We start from the raw sequence: 12,862 nt of genomic DNA, 5'->3' as shown, positions 1-12,862 counted from the left end.
GCACGCCCGAATCGGTCTTGATTCGAATCAATCGACGCTATCGGACGTCGGACCGCACCGCCCCGCTATGACGGGACCGGGTTCAGGCCGGTGTCGCGGATCAGCGGGCGGGTTCGGCGGGCGACTGGGCGTTGACGGGGGCGGGCGCGACGCCGAGTTCGGCCAGCGGTTCGCTGCTGGGGGCGGTCGCGTTCGCCACGGCCATGTCGGCCACCATGTTGCTCTGCGCCGCCCCGGCCGTCTCGACCGGCGGATTGTCCCGATTCAGCGATCCCAGGATGGTGCTGGCGATGGCGATCAACAGGATGACCGCAGCCAGGCCGATCATACCGACCTTCACACGTTGCATGATATGATGGTGGTCGGGTGACTTCATGAAGTGGGTGTAACTATCCTGCGCCTGCACCGATGTCGACCTCTACCACCGGAACGGCCCCACCGTCCCGGATTTAAAGACCCTTTTCCGCCCGCCACGCCGGATTATGGAGCGTGGAGAGGTAGCGAAACCCCGTATCGCACAAAATGGTTGCGATACGCTTGCCCGGCCCCAATGCCTTGGCCAGCGCCACCGCGCCGCCGACATTGATGCCCGACGACAGGCCCAGGCACAGCCCTTCCTCGCTCAGGAGTCGCTGCACCCAGTACCAGCCTTCCGCGTCGGAAATGCGAAATTGCGTGTCGATCGGCGCGCCGTCAAGATTGGCGGTGATCCGCCCCTGCCCGATCCCCTCGGCGACCGACGAGCCTTCGGACTTCAGCTCGCCATGCGCATAATAGTCGTAGAGCGCCGCGCCGTGCGGATCGCTGAGCGCGATGACCACCGACTCGTCATGCGCCTTCAACCCCATACCGACGCCCGCCAGCGTGCCGCCCGTGCCCGCCGCGCAGGTGAAGCCGTCGATCCGCCCGTCCAGCTGGGTCCAGATCTCCTCGGCGGTGCCGACGATATGCGCGCGGCGATTGGCGATATTGTCGAACTGGTTGGCCCAGATGGCATTGTCTGTCTCCTCGGCGATCCGGCGCGAGGTGTGGACGAAGTGACAGGGGCTGGAATAGGGCGCGGCGGGCACCAGCACCAGCTCGGCCCCCAGCGCGCGCAGCGTGTCCATCTTCTCGCGGCTCTGCGTCTCGGGCATCACGATGATCGTGCGATAGCCCTTGGCATTGGCGACCAGCGCCAGGCCGATGCCGGTATTGCCCGCCGTCCCCTCGACGATCGTGCCGCCGGGGCGCAGCGCCCCGCGCGCCTCGGCATCCTCGACGATGAACAGCGCGGCGCGGTCCTTCACGCTGGCGCCCGGATTGGCGAATTCGCATTTGCCGTAAATGTCGCAGCCGGTGGCCTCGCTCGGCCCCTTCAGACGGACGAGCGGGGTGTTGCCGATCAGGGCCAGCGTGTCGGGTGTCGCATCCATGCCCGCTAGATGGCCCCTGCCCCGCCGCTCGGCAAGCAAAGCCTTGCTTGGGAAGCCCCAAGCGCAAGGCCGGGTCGCGGGGCGCGGGTCGCGGGTCGCGCGTCGCGGCGGCGCGGCGGCGCGTGCGGATGCCGGACATTTCGATCCCGACGGCCATCTGCGCGCTTGACGGGGCATTGCTGCATTTGCGAAGCAACGCCTCGCTATGAAGAGCCTTCTCCCCCTCATCGTCGCCGCACCGCTGCTCGCCCTGGCAGCGTGCAATTCCAAGCCCAGCCAGCCCGAGGTGGTCGACACCAACCCCGATCCCATGGCCAATGTCCTGGCCAACCGCGCGCCGGTCGAACTGCCGCCCGCGATCAAGGCCGAAAAGACCTTCCGTTGCAAGGACCAGAGCCTGGCCTACGTCACCTTCTTCCAGGGTGACAAGCAGGCCAATGTCCGCCTGAAGGAAGGCGAGACGCCGGTCGTGCTGAAGGCTCCGGCCGCCGGTGAGCCGCTGACCGCCGAGGGTGGCTGGCGCCTGACGGGTGACGAGAAGACCATCACCCTGACCACCCCGAAAAAGGCCGCGCAGAGCTGCCACGTCTAAGACGTCTTTCTCCATCGTTCCGCAATCGGACGATAGGGACTTGATCGAAATCGGGCCGGCGGGGATACCTCGTCGGCCTTTTTCTTGAGGCAGGCTCGGGAGGTCGGGGGACGAATCGTGGCGGCGATCGCGATCTACAGCATGAAGGGCGGCGTGGGTAAGACCAGCATGGCGGTCAACCTGGCCTGGTGCGCGGCGACCCAGTGCGCGCGCCGCACGCTGTTATGGGATCTCGATCCGCAGGCCGCGTCGACCTGGCTGCTGGGCGGCCCGGCCCCCGGCGACCAGGCGCAGGCGATCTTTTCGCGCGACGTCGCGGTCGAACGGCTGGTGCGCCGGACCGACACGCCCAACCTGTCGCTGATCGGCGCCGACACCTCGTTGCGCGGGCTCGACCTGCTGTTCCACCAACTCGACAAGAAGAAGCGGCTGGGCAAGCTGATCGACGGGCTGGACGGCTATGACCGGGTGCTGCTCGACTGCCCGCCGGGGCTGACCGAAACGACCGACCAGGTGCTGCGCGCGGTCGACCTGATCGTGGTGCCGGTGGTCCCCTCCGCGCTGTCGACCCGCGCGCTGGAGGTGGTCGACAGCCATGTCCGGGGCCGCGTGCCGATCCTGCCGGTCCATGTCATGGTCGACCGCCGCCGCCGCCTTCACGCAGAGGCCGTCGCCGCCCAGCCCGACTGGCCCGCCATCCCCATGGCCAGCCTGGTCGAGGCGATGGGCGAGCACCGCGCCCCCATCGGCGCCTTCGCCCCGCGTAGTGCGGCGGCGCAGGCCTATGCGACGCTGTGGCGGGCGGTCGAACGGCGGCTGTCGGGGAAATGAGCCGGCGGGATCAGCCGGGCCCGGTCGAGCGGCTGACTCCCCATCTCGTGCTGGGCGCCTATGCCGTGGGGGTGTTCCCCATGGCCGACACGCGCGAGGCCGACCATGTCTATTGGGTCGAGCCCCGCAAGCGCGCGATCCTGCCGCTCGACGGCTTTCATTTGTCGCGCTCGCTGCGCAAGACGGTCGCCGCCGACCGGTTCCGCGTGACCGCCGACACCGCGTTCGAATCGATCATCCGGATGTGCGCCGAAAGCGTGCCCGACCGGCCCGAAACCTGGATCAACTATGCGATCGAGCGGGTCTTCATCGACCTGTTCGACATGGGCTTTGCCCATTCAATCGAATGCTGGGACGGCGAAGAGCTGGTCGGCGGGCTGTACGGCCTGGGGCTGGGCCGCGCCTTTTTCGGCGAATCGATGGTCAGCCGCCGGACCGATGCGTCCAAGGTCGCGATGGTCTGGCTGGTCGCGCGGCTGCGCGCCGGGGGGTACAGCCTGCTCGACTGCCAGTTCCAGACGCCGCATCTGTCGACCATGGGCGCGGTCGAGATCGGGCGCGACGATTATGTCGCGCTGCTGTCCGATGCGTTGGCCGGGGTGGTCGCGCCGGGCGCCTCCGCCTCGGGCGTGTCGGCGGCGGGCGACTTCGCCGCGCTCGACCGTCTGGGCGCCGCGCCGGACGAGGCGGCGGGCACCGTTTCCGGGCCGGTTTCGGGCCAGGACATCGTGCAGCTCTTGGCCCAGACGTCATAGACCGGGTGCTGCACGACGTTCAGCGCCGGGCGTTCCTTGTACAGCCATCCCGAAAAGACGCGCTGCCACCGCTGATTGGCCCCGCGCACGTCCAGCTGGACGAAGGCGCCGGTCAGCTGTTCGGGTTCCCAGGATGCGGTCTTTTCGCAGGCGCGCAGGCGCACGACCGCGTCGCCGACGCGAATCGCCTGGCCCGGCTTCAAGGTCAGCTCGCGTGAGACGCCGTTGCGCTTGTTGAGCAGGCCTACCACCGCGACCCGCTCGGCCATCGGCGTGCCGCCGCTAGGCAGGTTCGCCTGGCCCGCATCGACCGATTCGATTCCCGACCCGCCACCGGGGCGGTCGGGCAGGATCTGGCTGACCGCCGCATCCTCGGCGGTCGCCCCGTCCTTATAGGTCAGGGCGTGATAGCCGAACCAGCCCCCCACGCCCAGCGCGGCCGCCAGCGCAGCGCCGGCCAGCCAGCGAGCCGTCTTCACCCCTCGGGCGTCCAGGCTTCGTAATCGCCCGTCGCGGCGGCGCGCTGGCCACCCTTTTCGAGCGCCCCCGCCGGGCGATAGGCCATGGCGGTGCCGGTCTGGTTGGGCAGGGTCGGCTTCTGCCACGCACGACGCAGCGGCAGCGAGCGATCGGGCACATCGTCGATCTGATGATGCAGCCAGCTGAACCATTCCGCCGGAACCCGGCTGGCATCGTTCGAACCCTTGTAGATCACCCAGCGGCGCGGGCGTCCGGCGGTGTCGCTGCCGCCTTCATAATAGACATTGCCGTGGGCATCCTCGCCCACCTGCGCCTTGCCGCGCAGACCGAACCAGGTGCCGATGGTGGCGCCGTTCCACCAGGTGAAGGGATTGAGGTTGATGCCCATGACGCGCCGTGTAGCCCGGCTGTCGCCGCCCTTCAACCGCGTTCCGCATGGATGGGGCACATGAAGCCTCTCCTCCCGGCAGGGGGCGGGGATTTGGGGTGGGGGAAGCGCCGCAAGGGGTTGGATCGGTGAGACCCCCTGCCCTCCCGCCTTCGGGAGCGGCTTGGCGTGGTTCAGACGTTACCCGCCCCGAACGGCCTCATTTCGCCCAGGACACCGAATCGCCCTCCGACAGGCCCAGTTCGGCCGCGCGGCCGCCGACCAGTTCCAGCACCGCCGCGACCGGCTCGCCCGAGGGGATGGGGGTTTCCGAGAAGGGCGTGGTATTCTCCGCGATGCGCGCGATGGTGCCGTCGGCGCGAATGAAGATGATGTCGAGCGAGGTCGGCGTGTTCTTCATCCAGAAACTCGCCTCGCGCGGGCCGCCGCCCTCGGGCGGATAGGGCGCGAACAACATGCCGTCATCGCGCTTCAGGTCGGTGCGATACATCAGCCCCTGCTGCTGCTCGGCGGCGGTACGGGCCTGTTCGACGTGCAGCTGCTGCCTGCCCGACGCGGTGGTGATGGTCACCGGCATTTTCGACGCCTGTTGGACGTCCGCCGTCTTGGCCTGCTCTGCGCCGGAACAGCCGGTCAGCTGGATCGCGGCCAGTCCCAGCGCGAGCGCCATGCCGCGCCCCGCCCCCATAGCCCGCTGTCGCACGCCTTACATCCTTTCCGTCACCACCACCGCCAACGGCCCCTTGGGCCCATCGACGATTCGCGCGGCCAGCGGCTGCCCCGGCTCGACCGTGATCAGGCCGCCGCGCCGCAGCGTCTCCATATGCACGAAGATATCCGCCCCGTCGCGGTCGCGCAGCAGAAAGCCATAGCCTTTCAGCCGGTTGAACCATTTAACCGCGACCAGTTCGGGATCACCCGCCGCATCGACGAGCGTCTCGGGATCGACCCTGTCGGGCGAGCGGGGCCGCTTGGGCATTTCGGGCACGGCATGGGTCAGGTCGATGCTCAGCACCTCGCGCGCCTGATAGCCGCGCCCGCGCTCCACCGCGAGCATCTCCACCCGTGCGCCTTCGGGCAGGCTGCGCCGGGCATGCGGCTGAAGCACGGTGAAGTGCAGCAGCACATCCCCGTACGCCCGATCGTCCGCGACCGCGAAGCCGAAGCCGCGCGTCACATCGAACCACTTGACGACCCCCGTCAGCCTTACGGCCGCATCCGCCGCTTCGCCGTCGATGCCGCCCCCTGTATTTGGCGTTTCATCCAGCATCATCGCACCCTTGGATGCATTGCTAGCATCTTTGTTCGCACCCGCAATGCGAGGCGGATCACTTTTTGCTGGTCCGGAGTGGGACGAAACGGCCAAGATTCTTTGCTTGAAGGAAAATTTGCCGAATTTGGATCAATATTCCCGGTCGTCGATCATCTCGCCGGGCGCCGCCGACACGATCTGCCGGGCCAGCGCCATGTCGTGACCGGCGCGCAGCATCGCCGCGAACTGCTTCTCGCGAAGCGCGCGATCCGCCTCGCCGTCGCCGAAAGGCCCGATTCGCCGCCGCCGGGCAAAGGCCAGCGCGGCATCGCGCGCCGCCTCCGCCACCTGCCCCGCAATCGCCTCGTGATCCTCGGGCCCGACCCGCGCGGCCTGCAGCGCCTGCCGCACCCGCCGCGCCCCCAGCCCCCGGCGGGCCAGCGACGCCGCCTTCATCTCGGCATAGGCGCGGTCGTCGATATAGCGCAGCTCGACCATCCTGGCCGCCAGCCCACGTGGATCGGGCGCATCCTCCCCCGCCCAGCCGCGTTCGCGCAGCTTGCGAGTCAGATATTCGACCAGCTTGCCCTCGGTCGTCGCGAAACGCTCGACATAGCGCAGCGCGATCTGCTCCAGCAATTTGGGATCAAGGGGCTTTGGCGGGCGACGATCGGCAGACACGCCTTGTTTGTGCCACACTGACACTGGAATTAGAACGCGGGAAGCCGCCGTCCATCCGGCGAAAGAATCATACTCGTCTCCGCGGCCCCGCGGCCCGGACGATGCAAGAGCATAAGGAACGAAGGCAAGGCCATGACGATCGAGCACCATCAGGACGACGCGCGCGCCATCATCGCGACGCCGACCGAAGATGCGCTGCCGCGCCGCTTCGCCGACTTCGATACGCTGGGCGAGGCGCTGGACTATGCCGCCTCGGGCTCGCGCGGTCTGAACTTCCACGATGCGCGCGGGGTCCTGACCCGTCCCTATCCCTTCTCCGAGCTGCGCGACGACGCGCTGGCCTGCGCCCGCCGGCTGATCGCCAGCGGCGTGCGCCCCGAGGAGCGGATCGCACTGGTCGCCGAGACGGGCCCGGAATTCGCCGCCCTCTTCTTCGGCGTGATCTATGCGGGCGCCTGGCCGGTGCCGCTGCCGCTGCCGACCTCGTTCGGCGGGCGCGACAGCTATATCGAGCAGTTGCGCGTCCAGCTCGCCAGCTGCGACCCCAAGATGCTGATCTTCCCGCCCGAACTGGCGCAGATGGCCGGTGCGGCGGCCGAGGCGGCGGGTGTCGAGGGCATCGACTGGGACAGCTTCGCCCGGCGCGAGGCGCCCGAGGCGCCGCTGCCCGAGGCGAAGTCGGATGCGATCGCCTATCTGCAATATTCCAGCGGTTCGACCCGTTTCCCGCATGGCGTGGCGATCACCCACCATGCGCTGCTGAACAATCTCGCCGCGCACAGCCATGGCATGAAGATCCAGGAGAGCGACCGCTGCGTCTCGTGGCTGCCCTGGTATCACGACATGGGCCTGGTCGGCTGCTTCCTGTCGCCGGTCGCCAACCAGGTGTCGACCGATTACCTGAAGACCGAGGATTTCGCGCGTCGCCCGCTGGCGTGGCTGGACATGATCAGCCGCAATCCGGGCACCTCGGTCAGCTATTCGCCGACCTTCGGCTATGACATCTGCGCGCGCCGCATCTCATCGCAGACCAAGGCGTCGGACCGTTTCGACCTGTCGCGCTGGCGGATCGCGGGCAATGGCGCGGACATGATCCGCCCCGACGTCATGCAGTCCTTCGTCGACGCCTTTGCCGATGCGGGCTTCCAGGCGACCGCCTTCCTGCCCTCCTATGGCCTGGCCGAGGCGACGCTGGCGGTGTCGATCATGCCGCCGGGCGAAGGCATCCGCGTCGAGCTGGTCGAGGAAACCCAGCTGTCGGGCGGCGCACGCGGCACCGACCGGCCGCAGCGTTTCCGCGCCATCGTCAATTGCGGCAAGCCCGCGCGCGACATGGTGATCGAGATCCGCGAGGAGGACGGCACGCCGCTTCCCGACGGGGCGATCGGCAAGGTGTGGTGCAAGGGCCCGTCGGTCATGGTCGGATATTTCCGCGACCAGGCCGCGACCGAAGCCTGCATGGTCGATGGCTGGCTCGACACCGGCGACATGGGCTATATGTCCAAGGGCTATATCTACATCGTCGGCCGCGCCAAGGACATGATCATCGTCAACGGCCGCAACCACTGGCCGCAGGACATCGAATGGGCGGTCGAGCAGCTGCCGGGCTTCAAGGCGGGCGACATCGCCGCCTTCGCCATCACCACGCCGGGCGGCGAGGAAACCCCCGCGGTGCTGGTCCAGTGCCGCAGCTCGGACGACGAGGAACGCGCCCGCCTGCGTGACGAGATCCGCGAGCGCGTGCGCGCGGTGACCGGCATGAACTGCGTCATTGAACTGATCCCGCCGCGCACCCTGCCCCGCACCAGCTCGGGCAAGCTGAGCCGCGCCAAGGCCCGCAACCTGTATCTGGCGGGCGAGATCAAGCCGTACGACGTCGCGGCCTGATCCCAGTTCGAGATTTGAGAGAGGGCTCGGTCGAGAGACCGGGCCCTTTTTCCATCTCCATCACCTCGGAGCCGGTATCCCCATCCCCCGTTCAGCCTGAGCGAAGTCGAAGGCCAAGGGAATCCGGTCGTACCAACTCCAATCACCACCCCGGCCTTCGCCGGGGCGGCGGCATGGGGTGAGAACTAGGCGTGGCCTTCGACTTCGCTCAGGCTGAACGGCGTTCCGGGCATCTCAATCCTTCAGCGGATCATGCCCCCAGTTCATCAGCGAATAGCGCCATGGCGAATGCTCGACATCCTTGTCGGGGCCGCCCTGCTTCAGATGTCGGTGCACATAGCCGACGACCTTCTTCATATGCGCATAGTCGTCGTCGGTCAGATCGGCCTTCTTCTTGCGCTTGATCGCGACGATCTTGCCGCCCGATTCATGCCCCACGCTTTCGTCGGCGCCGTCCTTCTTCTGCCCAACCTTCCTCGACTCGTCACTGTCGAGGAATTTCTCGAGTTGGGCGGGGGCCATGTTCACGGTCTCCTTGAAATCGGCGTAAATCTGGTCGTGATCGTCGGCCATGCGCGGCTCCTTTCGGCGGGGTAACGCCGCCGACCGGATTTCGGGTTCAGACCAGCATGCCCTGATAGCTTTGCGGCGGCACGGCCATGGTCGCCCGTGCGATCCCGCCGAGCAGCAGCACCGCGACCAACGCCGCCAGCGTCGCGCGGACGATGCGCCGGTCGCCCTGCCACGGCTTGGCCAGGATCAGCCCGAGCGCGCAGGCCATGACCGGCCACAGGTGATAGCGGAAATCCGAGGCGACGCTGACGACCAGGAAGCTGGCCTCCAGCCCCAGCGCCGATCCGAACAACGCCCCCGCCAGCCCGCTCCCCCGCGTCACCGCCAGGCCGCCCGCCGCCAGGACGATCCAGACGATCGGCCACATGACCGGCGCATCGACCCAAGGGCTCGCCATGCGCTGCCACGTCAGCGCGACGGGCCCCGGATGGCCCAGGCCATAGTCGTTCGGCTCGCTGCCCTGCGGCGGCGCGGCATTGGGCCAGCGCGGCGGCACCCACAAACGCCAGGTCGAATTGACATGCGCCAGCCGCTGCGCCGCATAGGCCAGCGGATGATGCAGCATGGCGGGGGCGAGCCTGACATAGAGATGCGAAGGCGGGATCGTCTCGAACCGCTGCAACCGGGTGCCGCACCGCGTGGGCTCGCCCAGCGGGTCCCAGAAGAACGGCTTCACGCACCCCTTGGCGCGGATTTCGGCGACTTCCTGCGAGGTGAAACCCAGCCGCGCGTCATAGGGCACCCGCACGGCGATTCCGGCCAGATCGTACAGCGCCTGCGATCGCGCGACGCCGCTGGGCTTCGCGCCGAGAAGCTTGTGATTGACGAGCGGCGCCACCGCCAGCGTCGCCAGCGTCAGCGCGACGGTGATCGCGATCCGGCGGCCCCAGCGATCGGCGACGAGCAAGGCGACCAGCGGCGCGATGGCGAAGATCGCATTGGCCCGGACCAGCGCGGCATAGGCGAGCAACATGCCCGCCGCCGCCCAGCCCCATCCGGGAACACGCTGCCCGCGCAATCGCCACCAGCCGAGGATGCCGACCGCCGCCAGCGCCGCGCCGGTCATCTGCGCGTCCTTCAGGATCGCCACCTGCCAGCCCAGCCAGGGCGGCACCAGTCCGACCGCCAGCACGCCCAGCGCCGCGCGCGGCCGCCGGTCGACGATCGCCGCCGCGATGCACCCCAGCCCCAGCCACCATGTCGCCAGTTGCAGGACCAGCATCGGCCGCGCCCCCTGCCCCGGAAACAGCGACCAGAGCCGGGCCATGATCGGCGGGTGCCAGTCGTCATATGTCCCGGTCAGCGCCTGCGCATATTGGCCCACACTGTCATATTCGACATAGCCCGGCGCGAAGATCAGCAGGCTCAGCCCGAACAGGATCAGCGCCGCGATGGCGATGCGCAGGCGGTGGGAAAGGGCTCGGGTCATGGCTCGCCAGTCGAACTGTTGCGGATGCGACCGATGCGGCCAAAACCATCCGTTTCGCAAGCGGAATGCGGCAGGATGGCCCAGATAGGCCGATCGGCCATGGCGCTTGCGCGGCCGCCCGCGTGGATTAGGGCCGATCGACATGCAACGATGGCTTTCCTTCCCTCGCCCCTCGCAGAGGGGAGAGGGTTGCGCAGACTTGGTCTTTGCGACAGCAAAGGCCTAGTCGGAGCTGGGTGAGGGGTGGGCGCTCGCTCTGCGAGCGCGCGAGCCTTTGGGCTCGCTGTACCCCTCACCCAAGCTGCGCTAGCCAGCAGGCTGGCAAGCTTCGCTAACCCTCTCCCCTGTCCAGGGGAGAGGGAAGAAGACGCAATACTGAATGTCGATCCGACCTAGTGACATTGCAGCGAAGATGGGGGAGCGAGTGGGCATGACCAGCGCCTTGGTGATCATCGACATGCAACAGGCGATGCAGGACCGGATCGAGGCCGAGCGTCCGCACGTCAACGGGGATGCGCCCGCCAGGATCGGGGCGCTGGCCGAGGCGTTTCGCGGGGCCGGGCGGCCGGTCATCCATATCCGCCATGCCGAGGCCGACCCGACTTCGCCGCTGCATCCCGACGCGCCCGGTTATCCGCCGATGGCCTGCGCGGTGGAGCGGCCCGGTGAAGCGATCTTCGTGAAGCGCAGTTCCTCCGCCTTCGCCACGACACCGCTGGCGGCGCATCTGCACGAGCAGGGGCTGTCGCATCTCCACATCGTCGGGGCGGTGGCGGGGTTCTGCGTCAACTCGACGGCGCGCGCGGCCTCCGATCTGGGCTTTGCGGTGACGGTGGTGCCGGATGCGGTGCTGGGCTTCGACCTGCCCTCCGCCGGGCTGGAGGCGCAGGCGATCTTCGATGTGACCATGGGGTTGCTGGCGGCGGATTTCGCCGAATTGCGGGATAGCGGGGCGGTGGTGGCGGGATTGGGGTGAGGGTTGGGCGTGGCCTTCGACTTCGCTCAGGCTGAACGGGGGTTGGGGAGCGGCATCATTCCCTCGCTCCGTTCAGCCTGAGCGAAGTCGAAGGCCAAGGGCATGCCCCAACGAAAAAGGGGCCCGCCGCAGCGAGCCCCTTCCCGTAATCCGATCCGTAAAAATCAGATGTGCAGCGCGCGCCCATAGGCGGCCAGCACCGACTCGTGCATCGATTCGGAGATGGTCGGGTGCGCGAACACCGTTTCCATCAGCTCGGCCTCGGTCGTCTCCAGCTGGCGGGCGACGACATAGCCCTGGATCATCTCGGTCACTTCCGCGCCGACCATGTGCGCGCCCAGCAGCTCGCCGGTCTTGGCGTCGAACACGGTCTTCACGAAACCCTCGGCCTCGCCCAGCGCGATCGCCTTGCCGTTGCCGATGAAGGGGAACTTGCCGACCTTCACTTCGTAACCGGCTTCCTTGGCCTTCGCTTCGGTCAGGCCGACGCTGGCGACCTGCGGACGCGAATAGGTGCAGCCCGGAATATTGCCCTTGTCCATCGCGTGCGGGTGGACGTCCTTGTTGCCCAGCGCCTGCGCGATGGCCTCGGCGGCGATCACGCCCTCATGGCTCGCCTTGTGCGCCAGCCAGGGCGCGCCCGTCACGTCGCCGATCGCCCAGATGCCGTCGACATTGGTGCGGCCATAGCCGTCGGTCTTGATGTGACCGCGATCGGTGGTGATGCCCAGCTTTTCCAGGCCGATATTCTCGGTGTTGGGGACGATGCCGATGGCGACGATCGCATGGCTGAACTCAGCGGTCTCGACCTTGCCGTCCGGGCCCTTCATTGCGGCCTTCACGCCGGACGCAGTTGCCTCGAGCTTCTCGAGGCCGGTCTTGGTCTTGATGGTCATGCCGAACTTGGTCAGCTGCTTGGTTATGAAGTCGCTGACCTCGGCGTCCTCGACCGGCATGATCCGGTCAAGCATCTCGACGATGGTCACTTCCGCGCCCATGTCGTTGTAGAAGCTGGCGAATTCGACGCCGATCGCACCCGATCCGATGACCAGCAGCTTGGTCGGCATGGCGGGCGGCACCATCGCGTGGCGATAGGTCCAGATGCGCTCGCCATCCGCCTTGGCAAAGGGCAGGTCGCGGGCACGCGCGCCGGTGGCGACGATGATGTGCTTGGCGGTCAGCTCGGTGGTCTTGTCGCCCTGGACGACCGACAGCTTGCCCTTGCCGGTGATCGTGCCGACGCCTTCATGGACGGCGACCTTGTTCTTCTTCATCAGGCCCTTGACGCCGGCATTCAGCTGGCCCGCGACCTTGCGGCTGCGATCGACCACCTTGTCCAGGCTGAACGAGGGCTTTTCGACCGACAGGCCGTACTGCGCGGCATGGGTCATGTAGTGATAGACCTCGGCCGAGCGCAGCAGCGCCTTGGTCGGGATACAGCCCCAGTTGAGGCAGATGCCGCCCAGCCGCTCGCGCTCGACGATCGCGACCTTCAGGCCAAGCTGGCTCGCGCGGATCGCCGCGACATAGCCGCCGGGGCCGGAGCCGAGGACGATAAGGTCGTAAGTGTCAGCCACGTTGCTCTTCCTTCTGAACGCGCGCC

14 protein-coding genes and 1 pseudogene are annotated in these 12,862 nt (G+C 67.7%); 5 read left to right on the top strand and 10 right to left on the bottom strand.

The features are described 5' to 3' along the window. Positions 1-100: 100 nt before the first annotated feature. Both QE363_RS06480 and QE363_RS06475 read right to left on the bottom strand, forming a co-directional pair. Positions 101-328 (bottom strand): hypothetical protein, encoded by a 228-nt coding sequence (locus QE363_RS06480; protein WP_309693344.1) that lies wholly within the window; start codon positions 326-328, stop codon positions 101-103. Between the two features lie 121 nt (positions 329-449). Next, a complete protein-coding gene (locus QE363_RS06475) occupies positions 450-1,415 on the bottom strand; it encodes a cysteine synthase A (protein ID WP_307103373.1) in 966 nt (321 codons plus the stop codon). A gap of 205 nt (positions 1,416-1,620) precedes the next feature. On the opposite strand from QE363_RS06475, the gene QE363_RS06470 reads away from it, so the two are divergent. From QE363_RS06470 to aat, 3 genes are all read left to right on the top strand, one after another. Next, a complete protein-coding gene (locus QE363_RS06470) occupies positions 1,621-2,007 on the top strand; it encodes a hypothetical protein (RefSeq protein WP_307103371.1) in 387 nt (128 codons plus the stop codon). A 117-nt stretch (positions 2,008-2,124) separates the two neighbouring features. Continuing rightward, a complete protein-coding gene (locus tag QE363_RS06465) occupies positions 2,125-2,838 on the top strand; it encodes a ParA family protein (protein WP_309693338.1) in 714 nt (237 codons plus the stop codon). Further along, positions 2,835-3,593 (top strand): leucyl/phenylalanyl-tRNA--protein transferase, encoded by a 759-nt coding sequence (gene aat / locus QE363_RS06460; RefSeq protein WP_307103368.1) that lies wholly within the window; start codon positions 2,835-2,837, stop codon positions 3,591-3,593. Before QE363_RS06465 ends, aat begins: the two co-directional genes overlap by 4 nt. 35 nt (positions 3,594-3,628) lie before the next feature. Here aat and QE363_RS06455 read toward each other — a convergent pair. The 5 genes and pseudogenes from QE363_RS06455 to QE363_RS06435 all read right to left on the bottom strand — a co-directional run. Beyond that, positions 3,629-3,862, bottom strand: a pseudogene (locus QE363_RS06455) (DUF2155 domain-containing protein); the annotation flags it as partial. Positions 3,863-4,068: 206 nt separating this feature from the next. Beyond that, positions 4,069-4,461, bottom strand: a complete 393-nt coding sequence (locus tag QE363_RS06450) for an NADH:ubiquinone oxidoreductase subunit NDUFA12 (protein WP_309693334.1) — start codon at positions 4,459-4,461, stop codon at positions 4,069-4,071. A 199-nt stretch (positions 4,462-4,660) separates the two neighbouring features. Beyond that, positions 4,661-5,131, bottom strand: a complete 471-nt coding sequence (locus QE363_RS06445) for a DUF192 domain-containing protein (RefSeq protein ID WP_405053211.1) — start codon at positions 5,129-5,131, stop codon at positions 4,661-4,663. Positions 5,132-5,167: 36 nt separating this feature from the next. Then, positions 5,168-5,731, bottom strand: coding sequence for a cold shock domain-containing protein (locus tag QE363_RS06440; RefSeq protein WP_309698109.1), 564 nt, complete (start codon positions 5,729-5,731; stop codon positions 5,168-5,170). A gap of 132 nt (positions 5,732-5,863) precedes the next feature. Next, positions 5,864-6,394 carry a regulatory protein RecX gene (locus QE363_RS06435; protein ID WP_307103362.1) on the bottom strand — a complete coding sequence of 177 codons (531 nt, stop codon included), beginning with the start codon at positions 6,392-6,394 and terminating at the stop codon, positions 5,864-5,866. A 132-nt stretch (positions 6,395-6,526) separates the two neighbouring features. Here QE363_RS06435 and QE363_RS06430 point away from each other — a divergent pair, with 132 nt between their 5' ends. Continuing rightward, entirely contained in the window at positions 6,527-8,281 is a 1,755-nt protein-coding gene (locus QE363_RS06430; RefSeq protein WP_309693330.1) for a fatty acyl-AMP ligase, read from the top strand. Positions 8,282-8,515: 234 nt separating this feature from the next. Here the strand turns inward: QE363_RS06430 and QE363_RS06425 are convergent, their stop codons facing one another. Beyond that, positions 8,516-8,854, bottom strand: coding sequence for a DUF3140 domain-containing protein (locus tag QE363_RS06425; protein ID WP_309693326.1), 339 nt, complete (start codon positions 8,852-8,854; stop codon positions 8,516-8,518). Between the two features lie 46 nt (positions 8,855-8,900). Further along, positions 8,901-10,283: a hypothetical protein gene (locus QE363_RS06420; protein ID WP_309693323.1), complete on the bottom strand. Its 1,383-nt coding sequence runs from the start codon at positions 10,281-10,283 to the stop codon at positions 8,901-8,903. Between the two features lie 430 nt (positions 10,284-10,713). Here QE363_RS06420 and QE363_RS06415 point away from each other — a divergent pair, with 430 nt between their 5' ends. Next, a complete protein-coding gene (locus QE363_RS06415) occupies positions 10,714-11,259 on the top strand; it encodes an isochorismatase family protein (RefSeq protein WP_309693320.1) in 546 nt (181 codons plus the stop codon). Between the two features lie 164 nt (positions 11,260-11,423). On the opposite strand, the gene lpdA is transcribed toward QE363_RS06415, so the two are convergent. Further along, entirely contained in the window at positions 11,424-12,836 is a 1,413-nt protein-coding gene (gene lpdA, locus QE363_RS06410; RefSeq protein ID WP_309693317.1) for a dihydrolipoyl dehydrogenase, read from the bottom strand. Positions 12,837-12,862 lie beyond the last annotated feature (26 nt).

It is taken from the genome of Sphingomonas sp. SORGH_AS_0870 (assembly GCF_031453175.1).
Lineage (GTDB): Bacteria > Pseudomonadota > Alphaproteobacteria > Sphingomonadales > Sphingomonadaceae > Sphingomonas.
The sequence above is the reverse complement of the archived record's forward strand: the minus strand, read 5'-3'. Positions and strand labels throughout refer to the sequence as shown.

Coding starts and splice junctions, on each gene's coding strand:
- QE363_RS06480 (WP_309693344.1), bottom strand. CDS start 328: ATGATCGGCCTGGCTGCGGTCATCCTGTTGATCGCCATCGCCAGCACC.
- QE363_RS06475 (WP_307103373.1), bottom strand. CDS start 1,415: ATGGATGCGACACCCGACACGCTGGCCCTGATCGGCAACACCCCGCTC.
- QE363_RS06470 (WP_307103371.1), top strand. CDS start 1,621: ATGAAGAGCCTTCTCCCCCTCATCGTCGCCGCACCGCTGCTCGCCCTG.
- aat (WP_307103368.1), top strand. CDS start 2,835: ATGAGCCGGCGGGATCAGCCGGGCCCGGTCGAGCGGCTGACTCCCCAT.
- QE363_RS06450 (WP_309693334.1), bottom strand. CDS start 4,461: ATGGGCATCAACCTCAATCCCTTCACCTGGTGGAACGGCGCCACCATC.
- QE363_RS06445 (WP_405053211.1), bottom strand. CDS start 5,131: ATGGCGCTCGCGCTGGGACTGGCCGCGATCCAGCTGACCGGCTGTTCC.
- QE363_RS06440 (WP_309698109.1), bottom strand. CDS start 5,731: ATGCTGGATGAAACGCCAAATACAGGGGGCGGCATCGACGGCGAAGCG.
- QE363_RS06430 (WP_309693330.1), top strand. CDS start 6,527: ATGACGATCGAGCACCATCAGGACGACGCGCGCGCCATCATCGCGACG.
- QE363_RS06425 (WP_309693326.1), bottom strand. CDS start 8,854: ATGGCCGACGATCACGACCAGATTTACGCCGATTTCAAGGAGACCGTG.
- QE363_RS06420 (WP_309693323.1), bottom strand. CDS start 10,283: ATGACCCGAGCCCTTTCCCACCGCCTGCGCATCGCCATCGCGGCGCTG.
- QE363_RS06415 (WP_309693320.1), top strand. CDS start 10,714: ATGACCAGCGCCTTGGTGATCATCGACATGCAACAGGCGATGCAGGAC.